The sequence below is a fragment of the Sphingobium sp. GW456-12-10-14-TSB1 genome (assembly GCF_059424385.1).
Map to the genome: position 1 here is coordinate 3,170,634 of NZ_JBWKZI010000001.1, position 18,091 is coordinate 3,188,724.

At 63.1% G+C, this 18,091-nt stretch carries 16 protein-coding genes, 1 tRNA gene and 1 pseudogene; 6 read left to right on the forward strand and 12 right to left on the reverse strand.

Annotated features, from left to right (window positions below):
* Positions 1-40: 40 nt before the first annotated feature.
* The 7 genes from AC07X9_RS15540 to AC07X9_RS15570 form a co-directional block, all read right to left on the reverse strand.
* The gene (locus tag AC07X9_RS15540) at positions 41-616 is read right to left on the reverse strand and encodes a DUF924 family protein (protein ID WP_017183782.1); all 576 of its coding nucleotides are present in this window, start codon (positions 614-616) and stop codon (positions 41-43) included.
* A 55-nt stretch (positions 617-671) separates the two neighbouring features.
* Positions 672-2,114, reverse strand: a complete 1,443-nt coding sequence (gene tldD / locus AC07X9_RS15545) for a metalloprotease TldD (protein ID WP_017183783.1) — start codon at positions 2,112-2,114, stop codon at positions 672-674.
* A 43-nt stretch (positions 2,115-2,157) separates the two neighbouring features.
* Positions 2,158-2,385, reverse strand: coding sequence for a zinc-finger domain-containing protein (locus tag AC07X9_RS15550; protein ID WP_017183784.1), 228 nt, complete (start codon positions 2,383-2,385; stop codon positions 2,158-2,160).
* 50 nt (positions 2,386-2,435) lie between these two features.
* The gene (locus tag AC07X9_RS15555; protein WP_017183785.1) at positions 2,436-2,603 is read right to left on the reverse strand and encodes a hypothetical protein; all 168 of its coding nucleotides are present in this window, start codon (positions 2,601-2,603) and stop codon (positions 2,436-2,438) included.
* Between the two features lie 99 nt (positions 2,604-2,702).
* Positions 2,703-2,778: transfer RNA gene (locus AC07X9_RS15560), tRNA-Val, on the reverse strand.
* Positions 2,779-2,833: 55 nt separating this feature from the next.
* A complete protein-coding gene (locus AC07X9_RS15565; RefSeq protein WP_086485917.1) occupies positions 2,834-3,838 on the reverse strand; it encodes a MarR family transcriptional regulator in 1,005 nt (334 codons plus the stop codon).
* 232 nt (positions 3,839-4,070) lie between these two features.
* Entirely contained in the window at positions 4,071-4,922 is an 852-nt protein-coding gene (locus AC07X9_RS15570) for a D-amino-acid transaminase (RefSeq protein WP_026002511.1), read from the reverse strand.
* 305 nt (positions 4,923-5,227) lie between these two features.
* Between AC07X9_RS15570 and AC07X9_RS15575 the strand changes: the two genes are divergently transcribed.
* Positions 5,228-5,569: a type II toxin-antitoxin system RelE/ParE family toxin gene (locus AC07X9_RS15575; protein ID WP_017183789.1), complete on the forward strand. Its 342-nt coding sequence runs from the start codon at positions 5,228-5,230 to the stop codon at positions 5,567-5,569.
* A complete protein-coding gene (locus tag AC07X9_RS15580; RefSeq protein WP_017183790.1) occupies positions 5,566-5,853 on the forward strand; it encodes a helix-turn-helix domain-containing protein in 288 nt (95 codons plus the stop codon). Before AC07X9_RS15575 ends, AC07X9_RS15580 begins: the two co-directional genes overlap by 4 nt.
* A 1-nt stretch (position 5,854) precedes the next feature.
* Here the strand turns inward: AC07X9_RS15580 and rpoN are convergent, their stop codons facing one another.
* The 3 genes from rpoN to AC07X9_RS15595 all read right to left on the reverse strand — a co-directional run bounded on the left by rpoN (position 5,855) and on the right by AC07X9_RS15595 (position 8,826).
* A complete protein-coding gene (gene rpoN, locus AC07X9_RS15585; RefSeq protein ID WP_017183791.1) occupies positions 5,855-7,381 on the reverse strand; it encodes an RNA polymerase factor sigma-54 in 1,527 nt (508 codons plus the stop codon).
* A 45-nt stretch (positions 7,382-7,426) separates the two neighbouring features.
* Positions 7,427-8,215 (reverse strand): LPS export ABC transporter ATP-binding protein, encoded by a 789-nt coding sequence (gene lptB / locus AC07X9_RS15590; RefSeq protein ID WP_017183792.1) that lies wholly within the window; start codon positions 8,213-8,215, stop codon positions 7,427-7,429.
* A 134-nt stretch (positions 8,216-8,349) separates the two neighbouring features.
* On the reverse strand, positions 8,350-8,826 hold the full coding sequence (locus tag AC07X9_RS15595; protein WP_017183793.1) for an Lrp/AsnC family transcriptional regulator: 477 nt from the start codon (positions 8,824-8,826) through the stop codon (positions 8,350-8,352).
* Positions 8,827-8,920: 94 nt separating this feature from the next.
* Between AC07X9_RS15595 and phhA the strand changes: the two genes are divergently transcribed.
* Genes phhA through fahA form a run of 4 tightly spaced genes read left to right on the forward strand, consistent with a single transcriptional unit; the run spans position 8,921 to position 13,445 of the window.
* Positions 8,921-9,808 (forward strand): phenylalanine 4-monooxygenase, encoded by an 888-nt coding sequence (phhA, locus tag AC07X9_RS15600; RefSeq protein ID WP_017183794.1) that lies wholly within the window; start codon positions 8,921-8,923, stop codon positions 9,806-9,808.
* Positions 9,805-10,845 carry a 4-hydroxyphenylpyruvate dioxygenase gene (gene hppD / locus AC07X9_RS15605; protein ID WP_017183795.1) on the forward strand — a complete coding sequence of 347 codons (1,041 nt, stop codon included), beginning with the start codon at positions 9,805-9,807 and terminating at the stop codon, positions 10,843-10,845. The genes phhA and hppD overlap by 4 nt, the downstream gene beginning before the upstream one ends.
* A gap of 27 nt (positions 10,846-10,872) precedes the next feature.
* Positions 10,873-12,144: a homogentisate 1,2-dioxygenase gene (gene hmgA / locus AC07X9_RS15610; RefSeq protein WP_017183796.1), complete on the forward strand. Its 1,272-nt coding sequence runs from the start codon at positions 10,873-10,875 to the stop codon at positions 12,142-12,144.
* Positions 12,141-13,445 (forward strand): fumarylacetoacetase, encoded by a 1,305-nt coding sequence (gene fahA, locus AC07X9_RS15615; protein ID WP_017183797.1) that lies wholly within the window; start codon positions 12,141-12,143, stop codon positions 13,443-13,445. The genes hmgA and fahA overlap by 4 nt, the downstream gene beginning before the upstream one ends.
* A 126-nt stretch (positions 13,446-13,571) precedes the next feature.
* Here fahA and AC07X9_RS15620 read toward each other — a convergent pair.
* Positions 13,572-16,393 (reverse strand): annotated as a pseudogene (locus AC07X9_RS15620) (TonB-dependent receptor).
* Positions 16,394-16,646: 253 nt separating this feature from the next.
* Positions 16,647-18,074, reverse strand: coding sequence for a glycoside hydrolase family 43 protein (locus tag AC07X9_RS15625; protein ID WP_017183799.1), 1,428 nt, complete (start codon positions 18,072-18,074; stop codon positions 16,647-16,649).
* Positions 18,075-18,091 lie beyond the last annotated feature (17 nt).

The window sequence follows — 18,091 nt, forward strand, 5'->3', positions numbered from 1 at the left end:
GCAGCCATCTATTGATGCTTAAAAAATAGGCAGCATCAGCCTACCATTGCGCGCCTTCCGTAGCGGCATCGGCTTCTTCCGGCCGCGTTTCCCGGCCTAGTGCGGCATTGCGATGGGGGAAACGGCGGAAGCGGGCGATGATTGCATGATGCTGGCGGGCAAAATCCATCGATCGCTCGTCACCTGTACCTTCGAACAGGCTCAACGACAGTTCCTGATCTTCCAGCGCCTCGCTGTGCTGAAACGGCATGTAGAAGAAGAGCCGTCCGGCCCCGCCGATCTGGATGTCATAGCCATGGGCAATCGCCCCCCGCGCCACGTCCCGCGCCAGCGCGTCGGTGGCAAATGCCTCCGCCGATCCGCGGAACATGTTGCGCGGCAACTGATCGAACAGGATCACGGCGGCCAGCGCATCGTCGGCGCGGTCGAGGAAGGCGTCGGCAGGCAGCGCCTTTTTTTCGGCCCATAAAGGCTGAAATCGCGCCTGGCACTGATGATCAAGCGCAGGATCATGGCTGTACCAGCCTGTTTCCCCGACCTGGTTGAACCAGAAGTCGAGCAAGGCCGCCGCCCAATCGGCAGTAACCGCTTCGTGGCTGTCGGTCAGCATGTTCATAGGGCCTATACTCACGAACCTCCCGACCGGTTCCGCCTTCCGTAGCGGCAAAGCGTCAGGTCGCCGTGCCGCCGACCGTCAGCCCCTCCAACAGCAAGGTTGGCTGACCAACCCCGGCAGGCACGCTCTGCCCGCCCTTGCCGCACATGCCGATGCCTTCGTCCAGCGCCCAGTCGTTGCCGATGCCGACCACCTTGGTCAGCGCGGTCGGGCCATCGCCGATCAGCGTTGCGCCCTTGATCGGATCGCCCAGCTTGCCATTCTCGACCCGGTACGCCTCGGTGCAGGAAAAAACGAACTTGCCCGACACGATGTCGACCTGACCGCCGCCAAAGCTTTTGGCGAAGATGCCGGACTTCATGCGCGACAGCAATTCTTCCGGGTCGTCATTGCCGCCCTTGATGAAGGTGTTGGTCATGCGCGGCATAGGGCCATGGGCATAGCTTTCGCGGCGACCGTTGCCGGTGGGTTCAACCCCCATCAATCGGGCGTTGAGCCGGTCCTGCATGTAACCGCGCAATATGCCATCCTCGATCAGGATATTCTCGCGCGTCGGGGTGCCTTCGTCATCGATGGATAGCGAACCGCGGCGGCTGGCAATCGCGCCGTCATCGACGACGGTGACGCCGGGCGCGGCGACGCGCTGGCCAATGCGACCGGAAAAGGCGCTGGTCCCCTTGCGGTTGAAGTCGCCTTCCAGCCCGTGGCCGATCGCTTCATGCACCAGGACACCCGGCCAGCCGGGACCGAGCAGCACGGTCATCTCGCCAGCGGGCGCAGCGACGGAGCGGAGATTGACCTGCGCCTGCGCCAGAGCTTCGTCGATGGCGCGATTCCAGACGGCAGGTTCCATCACCTGATCATAGAGATAGCGCCCGCCAATGCCGAAGCTGCCGGTTTCGCGGCGACCATCCTCTTCCAGAATCAGCGAGACGTTAAGCCGCACCAGCGGGCGGATGTCGGTGGCGGTGAAACCGTCAGCGCGGACGATCTCGATCACCGACCAGCTTCCGGCCAGACTGACCGACACCTGCGCGACGCGCGGGTCGCGCGCGCGGGCAGCCGCGTCGATCGCGGCGCATAGCGTCACCTTCTCGGCAAAGGGGACGATCTCCAGCGGATTGGCGTCGGTATAGAGATGGCGGTTGGTGCGCTGGGGCGGCGGCGCGGGAGGAGCGGTTGCGGGATCGAGCAGGGTCAGCGTCTGGGCCGCTTTGCGGATAGCGGCTTCGCTGATGTCATTGGCATGGGCAAAGCCCGTCATTTCGCCCGATACGCCGCGCAGGCCGAACCCGGCATCGGTCGAATAATCGGCGGTTTTCAGCCGCCCATCGTCAAAGCCGAAACTCTCGCTCGCGCGATATTGCAGGTAAAGTTCGCCATCGTCGCAGCTTTTGAGCGCATCGGCGGTCAGGCGGCGCGCGCCATCGGGATCAAGCAGGCCGGGGCGATAGAGAAGGCCACGGGCGTCGGTAAATTGGGCGGTCGGATCGGTCATGTCCCCGATATAGGGGCGACAGCATCCAGGCCCAAAGGAAAAGTTAGAGGCTGGCGCCCGAAGCGATATCGGGCTTGCTGCCGATGTCGCCAGTGTCAGCGATGCTGCCGATTAGTACGAAGCGCCGATCGCAATAGCCGCAATCGACATAGCCATGTTCGTCGATTTCGAGAAAGACGCGCGGATGGCCGAGCGCTGCGGGAATGTCGCCTGAACCGTCGCAGGAGACGCGGGATTTGGAGACTCGGATGATTTCAGGCGGCTGGATCATGATCCCGGACCTAGCAGCGGCGGCGCTGCGCTGCAATATGTGGTGAGCGCTTACATCAGCGGCAGGCGGGGTCTTTTGCAGGGCTGACCTTGGCTATCCTGCACGGCCTTGGCAGCGGGCCTCCAGTCGGCGCAATCGCTCGCCACCATCACCGCAAAGGGGGACAGCATCAGCAGGGCAGGCGCGATGGTGCCGCCAATAAGGGCTGCGAAAGGCATGGCGCGATGGTGCCGCAGCGATACTTGCTACAGGATGAACGATACGCAGGCGGTTTGATTGATTGTGCCCTCGCTTGCGCGAAACCAGTAGGGCAAAACTGGTGGGCGATGACGGGCTCGAACCGCCGACATTCTCGGTGTAAACGAGACGCTCTACCAACTGAGCTAATCGCCCGCTCCTGCGGAGAAGCGTCTATCTAGGGAAAAATGCCGGGGCGTCAAGCCGGGAGTCAGGCGGTGAGCAGACGGCGGCTGGCGCCGAACCAGCGGGTCAGCGCTTCGGCGGCCTCATTGGCCAGTGCGATGAAGATGCGCCGACCATCATGGGGATCGGCCTGCCGTTCGACCAGCCCCTTGTCGGTCAGCGTGCGAATCCAGCGTAATGCGGTTGTCGGCGGCACGGCGGCGGCGATGCACAGGCTGGAAACGGAGACGCGCTCATGTTCCAGCCTGGCGGCCAGCAGGTCGAGCAGCATGTCCCAGGCCGGATCGGCAAACAGGTCGCCGGGCAGGAAATCGGCGCGAATGCGGCGTGCGCGCAGCAGGTCGCGGACCTGGGTGGCGCTGATCGGCGGAGCGTCCGGGCTGGCGACTTCGCTGCCGATCGGCGCGATCGCAGGCATACCGATATAATCGCTCGCCCGGTCCGCGATGCGCGGACCAAGATCGAAACTGGGCGCGGCGACGCCGCGCGGGCGCTGGGTCATAGCCTCGATCGTGCGGGCGAGGCGTCCGACCTCTTCGCTCAATTGCTGCAGGCGGGTGCTTTCGCGGTCCATTTCATGGACCTGACCCGCCGCGGGCCGACGCTCTCCTGCGGCGATCAGCGCAGACGCCAGTTCGACCCGGTCCGGATCACACAGCAATTGCGTATACGGGCTGCGCAGGCAGGCGAAAGCAAGTTCCACTGTTTCCCATCCAGCAACGAGGATCACGGCCATGCCAGTCTGGATCGCCTGGGTTTCCAGTTGCACCAGCAGCCGCTCCAGAAGCGGGGTCATGGACTGGCAAAAGACCAGTACCGCGTCACACTGAACCTGAAGATCGAGCCGCATCGGAGCGTTGTCCAGCGTGGTCAGCCCAAGCAGGCGGAAGCCGGCAGCCGCCACCACTGGCTCCAGCGTTAACGCATCCGTCTGATCCGCGATGACCAACAGGCTCGCGCGCTCATCATGCGGCGCTAGCGGTGCGCTATGGCTCGTCAAAGGCGAGGCGTAGGAAAAATCTTCCATCATGGTCCGAATCCTGTTCTACCTTCGTTCCTGAGACTAAAGCAAGAACAGATCAATTCAGCCCCACATATTCGCCATTTTGGAGAGGGTCTGGAGCAATGCCGTCATTTGGCCATCGGAAAAGAACGACAGGTGGTTCGTCCCGTCCAGTTTGCAGCCAATCTGGCGGGAGGATGAAGGAAATATCCTATCGCCTCAGGAAAGGGTTAGGATTGCTCCAAAATGGAATCAGTTATTACACCGCCGTGGCGCGGGCGAAGGCGATGTAGAGTGCCCGCAGTCGCATCGCGACCGGGCCGGGGGTGCCGGTGCCGATGGTCTGGCCATCGATGGTGACGACCGACTGGCACAGGGTCGAGGCGCTGGTGATGAACGCTTCTTTCGCGGCCAGCGCTTCTGCGACGCTGAAAGGGCGGCGGATGACGGCCAGGCCGCTTTCGACGGCCAGCGTGGTCAGCGCGTCGCCGGTGCAGCCTGCCAGCACCGCCTGGCTGTAGGGGCGGGTGACGATGCCTTCGTCGGTGACGATGAAGGCGGTGGAGGACGCGCCTTCGGTCACGAAGCCGTCCTCGACCAGCCAGGCTTCCTGTGCGCTCGCGTCGCGCGCGGCCTGTTTGGCCATCGCCTGCGCCAGCAAGCCGGTGCTTTTGATGTCGCGCCGTTTCCAGCGCAGGTCGGGCATCGTGGCAACCGCGATGCCGGTCGTGACGGCAGGGACATGGAGAATGGGTTTGTCCTGCACGAACAGGAACAGGGTCGGCGCAGTATCGGGCGACGGCAGGAAGTCGCGCGTCGCGTCCGCGCCACGGGTCAGCTGAAGATAGACGAGACCTTCATTCAGCGCGTTGCAGGCGACGAGTTGCTTTTGCACCGCCTCAATTTCGGCAAGGCTCATGGGCAGGGCGATGCCAAGCGCGGCGGCGGAACGTTGCAGTCGGGCGAGATGGTTGGCGCTGTCGATCAGCTTGCCATCGATGACCGCCGCGACCTCATAAATGCCATCGGCAAACAGGAAGCCGCGGTCCAGCGGTGAGATCCGCGCGTCTGCAAGCGGTAGAAGGGCACCGTTGAGATAGGCGATCGACATGAAGCGGGGCATTTCCTTAGGCGATGAAGCCCCTGCTTTTGCCGGTCGGGCGGGCAGGGTCAAGCGGCTTGGCGTCGCATATCACGCTGTTGCGGCGGGAAGGGCGGGCGCGGAACTTCGCTAAATTCGCCCATATCGCGCATGGGAAATTGACGCAAAGTCGGTCGTCCGCCGGTGCGGGCAAGGGGGTGGGGTGGACGATGTAAAGGAGCCGGGTCTAAATATATCAGGGGCGGGTTGTGTAGGACAGCGGACCGATTTTATGCGTCATTGACGCATGCGCCAATGGCGCATATATTGCTACCATGAGCCGTTTGCAAACCGTCGTAGAATTGCCTGAATTTCTGCGACGGGCCAAAGCGATCCTGTCCGATGAGGAGCGCGCCGCGCTGGTGAACTATATCGCGGCCAACCCGGAAGCAGGCGTCTCTCTAGGCGGCGGGTTGCGCAAGGTTCGCGTCGCCCGTGCAGGCGGCGGCAAAAGTGGTGGATACCGGACTATCCATCTATTCGGCGGCGGGCATGTGCCGATCTTTCTGATCACGCTGTTCGCCAAGAATGAAAAGGATAATTTGAGCCGTGCCGAGCAGGCGGAACTGGTCGCGCTGGGCAAGGCTCTGCTGGCTTTTTATGGAGACAGGCAATGAGCGCCTATGAAACGATCCGTCAGGGATTGGACGAAGCACTGGCCTTTGCGCAGGGACAGGATGTGGACGCGCGGGTGCATCAGGTGGCGGTGCGCGATGTCGATGTTGCGGCGATCCGGGCCAGCACCGGCCTGTCGCAAGGGGCGTTCGCGCGCAGCATCGGCGTCGCGCGTGGCACATTGCTCAACTGGGAACAGGGCCGTCGCCGCCCCACCGGCCCGGCGCAAGTGCTGCTGGCGATGATCGCCAAGCGGCCTTCGCTGGTGGAGGAGTTGTTGGGGTGAATTAAGCCGCCTTGCCCTGCAACGCCTTCTGCCGCCGCCGTTGCACCGATGAGCCTATGCCCATCGCCTCACGATATTTCGCCACGGTGCGCCGCGCTATGTCCATGCCCTTGGCGCGCAGCAGGTCGACCAGCGTGTCGTCGGACAGGATGGCATGGGGTTCTTCGGCGGCGATCAGCGCCTTGATATGGCTTTTGACTGCCTCAGCCGAGACGGCACCGTCGCCTTCGGCATTGGCGACGCCGCTGGTGAAGAAATATTTGAGCTCGAACTGGCCGCGCGGACAGGACAGATATTTGTTCGACGTCACCCGGCTGACGGTGGATTCGTGCATCGCGATGGCATCCGCGACGGTGCGCAGCGTCAGCGGTTTGAGGTGCGCGACGCCCTTGCGGAAAAAATCCTCCTGACAACGGACGATTTCGCTGGCGACCTTGATGATCGTTTTCTGGCGCTGGTCCAGCGCCTTCACCAGCCAGTTGGCGCTGGCCAGGCAATCGGCGAGCCATGCCTTGGCGCTCTTGTCCTGTTTGCCCGACGCCAGTTCGACATAATAATTACGGTTGATGAGGACGCGGGGCAGCGTCGCGCTGTTAATCTCGATCGCCCAGCCGTCCGCGGTGGGCCGCACGAACAGGTCCGGCGTGACGGGCGCGGCGCGATCGCTGGAAAAGCGCAGGCCGGGCTTTGGGTCATAGCTGCGCAGTTCGCGGATCATGTCCGCCATATCCTCTTCATCCACGCCGCAGATACGGCGCAACTGGGGCAGCGCGCCGCGCGCCAGCAGATCCAGATTGGCGAGCAGTCGCGCCATGCAGGGATCGTGACGGTCGGCCTCCTTGGCTTGCAGCGCCAGACATTCGGACAATGACCGCGCGCCAACCCCGGTGGGGTCGAAGCCATGGATGACGCCCAGCACCCGTTCCACGTCGCACAGCGGCAGGCCGAGCGCATGGGCGGTTTCCAGAAGATTGGCCTCCAGATAGCCCGCCGGGTCGATCTGGCCGATCAGTTGGCCAGCGACGATCAGGTCCATGCCCGACAAAGCGGCGCGGGCCTGATCCATCAGATGTTCCTGAAGGCTGGGTTCGGGATTGGCGAAACTGTCGAAATCTACCGCTTCGCCGCTGCCGCCCGTCAGCGCGTCCATGCCGCTGCCAGAACCGCTACTCGTGCCATGGGCGCTGGCCATGCGATCGCCGGGGCCATCGTCGATAAAGGTTTCGGCGCCATAATCGACGTCGAGCGGGGAATCGCTGGCGCCCAGTCCCTGGCCGATCAGATCGTCGCTCGACCCGGTTTCGGCGGCAAGCGCAGGGCGTTCCACATCCCGGTCTATGCCATCGGGCGCGGGCAGGTCGTCGGGCGCGCTGCCGCTGTCGAGCAGCGGATTTTTCTCCAGCTCAACCGCGACGAACGCATCAATCTCCAGATTGGAAAGCGCCAGCAGCTTGATCGCCTGCTGGAGCTGCGGCGTCATCACCAGCGACTGGCTTTGCCGGATGTCGAGGCGTGGACCGAGCGCCATCAGACCATAACTGCGTCATGAATGGGAGTGCGCGCCGCCATCATGTCAAAGCGAGAAATTCTCGCCCAGATAGAGGCGGCGTACGTCGGCATTGGCGACCAGTTCGGTCGGGCTGCCGGCAAAGAGCATCTGGCCGCCATAGATGATGCAGGCGCGATCGACGATTTCCAGCGTTTCGCGCACATTATGGTCGGTGATGAGGACGCCGATGCCCCGGTTCTTCAGATCTTTGACCAGGTCGCGGATGTCGGCGATGGAGAGCGGGTCGATGCCCGCAAAAGGTTCGTCCAGCAGCACGATCGAGGGATTGGCGGCCAGCGCGCGGGCGATTTCGCAGCGGCGGCGTTCGCCCCCCGACAGCGCCATTGCCGCCGAATCGCGCAAACGGGTCAGGCCGAATTCGTCGAGCAGCTGTTCCAGCCGGGCGTCGCGCGCATCACGGTCCGGCTCGGCCAGTTCCAGTACGGCGCTGATATTCTGCGCGACGGTCAGGCCACGAAAGATCGACGTTTCCTGCGGCAGATAGCCCAGCCCCAATATGGCGCGGCGATACATGGGCAGGCCGGTAATATCCTGCCCATCCAGCACGATGCGGCCGCGGTCGGGGCGGACCAGCCCCATCACCGAATAGAAACAGGTCGTCTTGCCCGCGCCATTGGGGCCAAGCAGGCCGACCACTTCGCCCTTGCCCACGGTCAGCGACACGTCGGACAGGACGACGCGCTTGTCATAGCTTTTGGCGATCGAGATGACCGACAGGCCATCACCCAGTTCCTGCGGGGCAAGGGGGTGGTGGGCCTGGGCTGGCCGATCCTGGGTGGTGACGTCGTGCATGGTTCGTCCATTCTTGCAGCCAATGGATTGACCGCCAGTAAAAATTGGTCCGCCCGCGGGGCAGTTGGCATTCTTTGTGCATGGGATTGCCGCCGGGGCAAGGGGGAAAATGGCGTGATGAGGCGCGGGCGCGCCTAGCCGCGCACCGGCAAAGCGGTCTGATATTTGGTGACCGACAGCGCAAATTGCGATGATGCGCCCGCGACCGAGGGGTGCTTGAGCAGGGTACGCATCAGGAAATGCTCATAATCAGCGACATTGGAGGCGACGACGCGCATCAGATAATCCCATTCGCCCGACATCGAATAGCATTCCATCACCTGATCATGGTCGCGCACGAACGCTTCGAACGCGGCGATCGAATCGCCCGAAAATTCCTTCATCCGCACATGGCAGAATATGGTCACATCCTGCCCCAACAGGTGTGGATCGGCCAGGCGGACCGCGCCGCGCAGCACGCCTGCTTCCTCCAGCGCCTTGACCCTGCGCCAGCAGGATGGGCCGGTGCTGCCGACCCGTTCGGCCAGATCGGCATTGCTGAGCGCGGCGTCACGCTGCAACTCTGCAACGATGCGGCGATCCAAAGCATCGAGTTCAACAAATTTCGTCATGAAATCACCGATATGTGAATTGAAATTGCAGTTATACCCTGATTATCGGCCATTTTGAAAAGCAATTTCGCGCCCGATTTGCGATGCTGGGGCCATGGCTGAAACCCCGCACGCCGAAACCCCGCTCGACCGTCCCGCGCACGCCGCGGAGGACTGGACCGTTCCGCAGGACTGGGATCGCTACAGCGCGGCCGACCATGCGATGTGGGACCGGCTGTTCGAGCGGCAGGCGCGCATGTTGCCGGGGCGGGTGGTGCCGGAATTCATGGCGGGGCTGGACATATTGCGGATGGACCAGCCGGGCATCCCGCGTTTCGACGCGCTGTCCGACCGATTGATGCAGGCGACCGGGTGGCAGGTGGTGGCAGTGCCGGGGCTGGTGCCCGACCGGCTGTTTTTCGATCATCTGGCCAATCGCCGCTTTCCCGCCGGGCGCTTCATCCGCACGCCAAGCCAGGAGGATTATCTGGAGGAGCCGGACGTGTTTCACGACGTGTTCGGCCATGTTCCCCTGCTCGCCAATCCGGTGTTCGCCGATTATATGCAGGCCTATGGCCAGGGCGGGTTGCGCGCCGACGGGTTGGGCGCGATCGAGAAGCTGGCGCGGCTTTACTGGTACACCGTCGAATTCGGGCTGATCGACACGGACGAGGGTCTGCGCCTCTATGGCGCGGGGATCGTGTCGTCCAATGCCGAATCGCATTTCGCGCTGGAGGATGCCTCCCCCAACCGGCTGGGCTTCGATCTTCAGCGGCTGATGCGGACCCGTTATAAAATCGACGATTTCCAGCAGAGCTATTTCGTCATCGACAGTTTCGATCAGCTGTTGCGCCAGACCGTCGAGACCGATTTCGCGCCGCTCTATGCCGCGCTGGCGCAGCAAAGCGATCTCGATACCGACACCATCCTGCCAGACGACCGGGTCTTTACCCGCGGGACGCAGGCCTATGCCCATAAGAAAATGCAAGAGGAGCCGAAATGACCACCAGCGCCGATAACCCCCTGGGCCTTAACGGTTTTGAATTTGTCGAATTCACGTCGCCCGACCCCGAAGCGATGGCCGCGCAGTTCGAGGCGCTGGGCTTTACCGCGACCCACCGGCACCCGACCAAGAATATCACCCGCTTCAAGCAGGGGCGGATCAACCTGATGCTCAACCGCGACGATGCGGGCCGGGTGGCGGCGTTTCGCGGGATGCACGGCCCCTCTGCCAGCGCCATGGCTTTTCGCGTCGCCGACCCGCAGGGCGCGCTGCAATGGGCGCTGGCCAATGGCGCGCAGCCGACCGAGGAGGATGACACGGTCATCATGGGGATTGGCGGCGCCTATCTCTATTTCATGCCCGACCATGGCGATCCCTATGCCAACTGGGCCGAATTTCCCGGCTGGCGCGAAGCGGAGGCGCGCAACAATGTCGGGCTCGACCTGCTCGACCATCTGACCCACAATGTCCGGCGCGGGCAGATGCGGGTGTGGAGCGAATTCTACCGCACCCTGTTCGGGTTCGAGGAACAGAAATTCTTCGACATCAAGGGCAAGGCGACCGGCCTCACCAGCCAGGCGATGATCGCCCCGGACAAGGCGATCCGCATTCCCCTGAACGAAAGCCAGGACGACAAGAGCCAGATCGAGGAGTTCATCCGCGAATATCATGGCGAGGGTATCCAGCATCTGGCGCTGACCACCGACGATATTTACGGCACGGTCGAAAAGCTGCGTGCGCGCGGCGTGCGGTTGCAGGACACGATCGAGACCTATTACGAACTGGTCGACAAGCGCGTCCCCGGCCATGGGGAGGATCTGGAACGGTTGCGCCGCAACCGCATTCTGATCGATGGCGATGTTGAAACCGAGGGGCTGTTGCTTCAGATCTTTACCGAGCCGATGTTCGGGCCGATCTTTTTCGAGATCATTCAGCGCAAGGGCAATGAAGGCTTTGGCAACGGCAATTTCCAGGCCTTGTTCGAAAGCATCGAATTGGACCAGATACGGCGCGGGGTGGTGAGCGTCGACGCCTGACGCAAGGCTTGGGAGGAGAGGATCGACATGCATTATCTCCCCGGCTGGGGCAATCATCATGCGAGCGAGGCGGTGGCCGGAGCGTTGCCGGTGGGGCGCAATTCGCCCCAGCTTGTGCCGTTCGGACTCTATGCGGAACAATTGTCCGGCACCGCCTTCACCGCGCCGCGCCATGACAACCGGCGCAGTTGGCTCTATCGGATGCGGCCAAGCGCGGGGCATCCGCCGTTCCGGCCCTATGGGCGCGATACGCTGATCGTAGCGGGGCAGGTCGATACGCCCAACCGGCTGCGCTGGAATCCGCTGCCCGCCGCCGGGGCGGGGGTGGATTTCGTCGATGGCCTCGTCACGATCGCGTCCAATGGCGATATTGGCGCGGGGACCGGCTGCGCGGTGCATCTCTATGCGGCCAGCGCGTCCATGGTGGATCGCGCCTTTTTCAGCGCCGATGGCGAAATGCTGATCCTGCCGCAGCAGGGGCGGCTGCGCATCGTGACCGAAATGGGCGTGCTGGAGGTTGCGCCGTTGCAGGTCGCGCTGATCCCGCGCGGGGTGCGCTTTCGGGTCGAACTGCCCGATGGCGCGGCGCGCGGCTATGTCTGCGAAAATCACGGCGCGCTGTTCCGGCTGCCGGACCTGGGACCGATCGGTTCCAACGGCCTTGCCAATGCCCGCGATTTCGAGGCGCCGGTCGCAGCGTTCGAGGATGTCGAACGGTCAACCCGGATCGTGCAGAAATATGGCGGCACGCTGTGGGAGAGCGAGCTTGACCATAGCCCGTTCGACGTGGTCGCCTGGCACGGCAATCTGACGCCCTGTCGCTATGATCTCACGCGCTTCAACACGATCGGCACGGTCAGCTACGACCATCCCGATCCGTCGATCTTCACGGTGCTGACCAGCCCCAGCGATACGCTAGGCACGGCCAATGTCGATTTCGTGATCTTCCCGCCGCGCTGGATGGTGGCGGAGGATACGTTTCGCCCGCCCTGGTTCCATCGCAATGTGATGAGCGAATATATGGGGCTGATCCACGGCCAATATGATGCCAAGGCAGGTGGCTTCGCACCCGGCGGGGGCAGCCTGCACAATAATATGTCGGGCCATGGCCCGGACGTCGACAGTTGGCGCAAGGCGGTGGATGCCGTCCTTTCGCCCCACAAGATAGAGGAAAGCATGGCGTTCATGATCGAGAGCAGAATGGCGTTTCGCCCCACCCGCTGGGCAATGGAAACCCCTTTGTTGCAGGCTGATTATGACGCCTGCTGGCAGGGCTTTCCAAAGGCGCGGCTGCCATGACCGGCTGGTGGACCACCGACGAAACGCATGATCCGGCCCGGACCAGCTGGGTTGCGAGCGCACAGGGTCATGCCGATTTCCCGATCCAGAACCTGCCCTATGGCGTCTTTTCGCCAGCCGGGGGGAAGGCGCGGATCGGCACGGCGATCGGCGACATGATATTGGACCTGGCGGCCTGCGCGGACGCGGGACTGATCGGGGAGGGGGGCGACAGGCTGCTGCTCCCGACGCTTAACGCGCTGATGGCGATACCGGTCGACGCACGTCGCAGCCTGCGCCGCGCGATCAGCATGTTGCTGTCCGACCCGGCGATGCAGGGAGCGGTCGAACTGCATCTTTACCCCGCATGCGATTGCACGCTGCATCTGCCTGCGCAGATCGGCGACTATAGCGACTTCTATGTCGGCATCCACCACGCCACCAATGTCGGTCGCCAGTTCCGGCCCGACAATCCGTTGCTGCCCAATTATAAATATGTGCCGATCGGCTATCATGGCCGGGCTTCGTCGATCCGCCCGTCGGGGCAGCCGCTGCTGCGTCCCTGCGGCCAGCGCAAGGCGCCCGATGCCGACGCGCCCGTCTATGGTCCCAGCGTGCGGCTTGATTATGAGCTGGAAATGGGGGTGTGGATCGGCCAGGGCAATGAGCAGGGCGCGCCCATTGCCATTCATGACGCAGCGGATCACATCGCCGGCTTCTGCCTGCTCAACGACTGGTCGGCGCGCGATTTGCAGGCGTGGGAGTATCAGCCGCTCGGCCCCTTCCTCTCCAAAAGCTTTCATTCCACCATTTCGCCCTGGGTCGTGACCGCGGAAGCGATGGCGCCGTTCCGCATTGCCCAGCCCGCGCGGCCCGATGGCGATCCGGCGCCCTTGCCCTATCTTGCCGATGCCGATGATCAGGCGCATGGCGCGCTTGGCGTGATGCTGTCTGTCCATCTCCTCAGCGCAGCGATGCGCGATGCGGGCATGGCGCCGATGCGCCTGAGCCAGGGTCCGGCCAGCAATCTCTACTGGACGGTGCAGCAGATCGTGACCCATCAAGCGTCCAATGGCTGCAACATGATGCCCGGCGATCTGCTTGGCACAGGCACCATTTCCGCGCCGACGCGGGACGGTTTTGGCAGTCTGCTGGAATTGTCCGTCGGGGGCAAGGAGCCGGTGAGCCTGCCGACCGGCGAAACCCGCGCCTTTCTGGCCGATGGCGACGAAATCATATTGCAAGCGGTCGCGCAGGCGGATGGGTTCGTGCCCATCGGCTTTGGCGAATGCCGCGCGCAGGTCTTGCCCGCACGGGCGTAAACGGCCGACAATCGGATGCGCCACAGGCACATCGCAAAAATGGCGGTCGTTCCGGGGCTGGAGGGGAAACCCGGAACGACCGCCAAACATGCAAGGCGGCGATGACTGCCGCGTTGCACGGGGCGCTTAGTCGAATTTGAAGCGGACGCCCAAGGCGAAGGTGCGGTCGATCAGCAAGGTGCTGGAATTAAACTCCGTCGGGTTGCCGACATCGCCGAACTTGTAATAATTTTGCTGCTTCGCCTTGGTGATGTTCACAGCGTCGAAGGTGATGCCGATGTCTTCGTTCAGGTTCAGCGTCAGCTGGAAGTCCAGGCTCTTTTCCGGCGCGCGCCACATGCCGATCGGGTTGGCGAAGGCGCGGGCTTCATTGTTGTTCAGGAACCCCTTGCGCCAGATATAGGACAGGCGCGCGCCGACCGGGCCTTTGTCATAGGCCAGCGTGGCGTTGTAGGACAGTTTCGACACGCCGAAGAAGGCCGACTTGGCGGTGCCGGTGATTTGCCCGGCATTGTCGACGACCGGGATCGTCTGTTCCGAATCCAGGATCGTCGCGCTGCCGGTAAAGCCCAGGCCGTCGAGGACCGAAGGCAGGTAGGAGGGGAAATAGGTCAGCCCCAGTTCCAGCCCCTTGAGCGTGCCGTTGGATGCGTTGGCCGGGCGGGTGATGTTGAAAAATTCGGTATAGGTTTCGTTGCGGGGCAGATAATTGTTCGGAATGAACTCCCGCACGGTCAGCGGCACGACCAGGCCATCGATCTTGCGCTGGAAGGCGGTGGCGTAGATGGCGCTGTTGCGTCCGAAATACCATTCGATCGCCAGGTCCATATTCTTTGACTGGGTCGCCCGCAAATTGGGGTTGCCCGACGATCCGGTGCCAAAACCAACACGCGACAGGTCGCCCGTCAGCGCCAGATTGGGATTGAGATCGCCAAAGGCCGGACGACGCAGCGTTTCGCCATAGTTGAAGCGGATGCGCAGATTGTCGGTGATATTGTAGCGCGCGGTGAAGGACGGCAGGAATTTTTCCGAACCCGTCGATACGGTGGTCCGGGCGAACCCATTGCCGCGATCAAAATAGTCATATTCGGTGTCGATCGCGACGAAGCGCACGCCACCCTGCAACTGAAGCGGACGACCGAAAATTTCGATCTCCCCATCGGCCAATATATAGGCGGCGAGGTTCGTTTCGTTGATGCCAAAGACATGGCCGAACGTCATCTGGTCCGACAGCAGCAGGCCGGGCGCGACGGCGCGGTACAACTGGCGCACGGCATCCTTGTTCATGCTGCGCGGATCTGCCAGCACCCAGCTGGTCGGAATGTCGGCGCGCCCGTCGAAGAAGCCGCTATTGGTGAAGGGGCTGCCCTCGCCAAAGGCGTCGAGCGTGACGCCAAGGCCACCGGCGCCCTGATCGCGCACATAGCTGTCGGCCTTGCGGCTGTCATAGCGCCAGCCCGCCTTGATCCGGCGCAGAAAGCCGTCGTCCCACTTATATTCGCCGTCCAGCATCATGGTCAGCGCACTGCCGGTATTTTTCATGCCGCTGTCGAACAGATTGCCCACGGTCCATTTGCTGGCGTCGGTCAGCACGTCCTGATTGCCGAAGCTGTAGGCGGGCAGGCCGCCACCTGCGTTGAAATCGATGTCGAGATCGAGCGGGCCGCGATCGGTGCGGATGGCGAGAAGGAGGTTTCGTTCTTGCTGTCCTGATAGGCGAGGTCGGCGACGATCTTGCCGTTGGCGCCGACATCCCATTTGGCGTTCAGCGCATAGACATAGCTGTCGGTGCGGTTGGTTGCCATGTCGCCGCTGTTGAAGCCTGCGACCGCGCCCACCCGGCGCGACTTGATGATGTTCGTGCCTTCATAGAGTTCAAAGCTGTTGGCGACGTCCGCGGGCAGATTGCCCCACCAGTCGGCGAAGCTGAAATGCAGGCTGTTGAAGGTTTCGCCCCGGAAGCCGGTGTAAAAGACTTCGGCGGTGTAGACCGAACTGTCATTGGGCGCCCACTGGAGCGCCGCGTTGATCGAGGGTCGTTCACGCTTGCCGTACAGGTCGGACGCGATGACGGCGTCGCGCGACAGATAATAGGGGGTGGCGACGCCATTGATGTTGAGCGTCGATCCGGGGGCGGTCGGCAGGCCCGCGTCCAGGCCGGGCGTCCAATTTTCGTTACTGCCGCCGGGGAAGATGCGTTGCAGCGGCGTCAGGCCCGAACCGGCGGGCGGGGTTTCGGTGGCAAAGGGCACCATCGCGCCGGCCTGCAGATTCTGGTTGCGATATTGCGCCCTGGTATAGCTGGCATTGACCAGCAAGCCGATGTCGCCGATGCCGGTTTCCCACCGATCGCTGACGAGCAGGGCGACGTTGGGATTATATTTGTCCGCCAGTTCCGAATAGACGCCACGCGCCAGGCCGGAAATGGTGAAGCCGTCAAAGTCGAGCGGGCGACGGGTCTGGACGTCGATCTGGCCCGCCAGGCCGGTTTCAAGCTGATCGGCCGAGCGGGTCTTGTAGACGTCGATCCGGCTGACCAGGTTCGCGGAAATATCCTGCAGCGCGAAGGATGTGCCAGCGGCGGTGAAGATGTTGCGGCCGTTGAGCGTCGTCAGCGGATCGGTCAGGCCGCGGATGGTGATACCCGCGGTTTCACCCCCGGCGCGGTCGGTGACCTGAATGCCGGTGACGCGCTGGAGCGCTTCGACGACATTATTGTCGGGCAGCTTGCCGACATCTTCCGACACGATCGAATCGACGATCTGGGTCGAATTCTTGCGGACATTGAGCGCGCCGACAATCGATGCGCGCACGCCGGTCACCACGATGTCGGCGGTGTCATCCTCCGCGGCCATCTGGGGGGCGGGGCTGGTTTGCGCGTGGGCGGTGGCGCCCAGCATCAGCGCGAACATGGATACGGAGCATAATGCGATCGGCAGACGTGCCATTTCAAGTCCTCCCCTATGGCTGGCCCATTCGCCATGCCCTGAATTACTCGGACTAATTATTGCTCAGACAAATGGAGCGCAAGCGAAATTTTCTGGTGGGTCCGCATGATGGCGGGGCGTGACATTATTGCTGCATCAAAAAGTGCCGGATATTCAAGGATAGTCCGGCCGGAAACGGGTCTGGCGACGGGTTGGCGGCCCGCCGATGTGCAAGATCCGACATTGCCTATTTGTCGGAGCATATCGGTTGGCGTCAGTCCGCACGCCAGCGTGCCGCAGCGTCACGGCTGCGCACGAGGCGAATCTGGCCGTCTGCCACGCCGATCGCCTTGCCCGGCGCGGCGATCGCGGCAAAGCGGATGGTGCCCCGCCGCGCATCGGCCAGGCGGACGAACTGGCTGCGCAGGTCGAAATCGGCGCTGTTGCTGTCAGGCTCCAGCGCGACCGACCCGTCCTTGCGCGCGACCAGATAATGGCCGGGCATCAATATGGGCGACAGCATGACGCTTTGCTGACCGGCGCGGCCGGGCGTCTGGCGGAACTGCGTCTGGGCCAGCAAGGGGTTGGCCGCGATCAGGCGGGGGCCGTCATGCGCCAGCAGGAGTTTGGCATTGGTGGCTGACGCAAAGCGCTCCGGCAGTGGTCCGTTGCCTACCGGCACACCGAAATCGGGGGTGCCATCGGCGGTATAATAGAGCCGCTGGACGCGGGTATGGCGGTCCGGGTTGAACAGCGGATCGCCCTGGATCGCCTCATAGTCCCGGCCATGATAGACCAATATGTCGCGTCCCTGTTCGTCTACGGTGAAACTGTTATGGCCAGGGCCGAACACGCTGGTTTCCCGGCATGTCGTGAAAACCGGCTGTGGCGATTTGATCCAGCTGGCCGCGTCGAGCAGGTCGGCATCTTCATCCGCGGTCAGCATCCCCAGGCAGTAGCGCGCGTCGGTCGCGCTGGCCGAATAGGTCATGAACAGACGGCCATTGCGGTGCAGGACAGCAGGCGCTTCGGCGACCTTGTAGCCGCGAATTTCCCAGTCGAGCGTCGGCACGGTCAGGCGGGTCGCCTTGCCCGCCAGCTTCAGCGGAGATTCCAGCTTGGCTATGTACAGGTTACTGTTCGTCTCGATCCCCGGCTCACGCTGCGCCCAGGCGAAATGGCGCTGGCCCTTATGGACGAAGCTGGTCGAATCGAGGTTGAAACTGTCCCACGGCGCCTGAAACTGCCCCAGCAGGCTCCATTTGCCGGTCATCGGGTCAGGCCCGTCGCAAACGAGGGCATACGTGCGGATGCGGAACACATCCTCGCCCCCGCCGCTGGGCCCGGCGGCGAAATAGATGATCCACTGTCCATCGATCCGGTGCAGTTCGGGGGCCCAGATGAAGCCGGACAAGGGGCCGGTCTTTTCATGCCGCCACAGCACGGCTTCGGTTGCGCTGGTCAGGCCCGCGATCGTCTTTGACCGGCGCAGCACCAGCCGGTCATATTCGGGGACTGACCCGGTCATGTAATAATGGCCATCGTCATGGCGAAATATCTGCGCATCGGCGCGCTGGCGGACGAGCGGGTTTTGCGGTGCGGCCACGGGCGCTTCGGCGACCTTGGCGCGCGCCATCATCGGCGCGGCGGACAGGGCGGCGCTGCTGGCGATGAAGCCACGGCGGGACAGGGTGAAATGCATGTCTTTCTCTCCGGTCG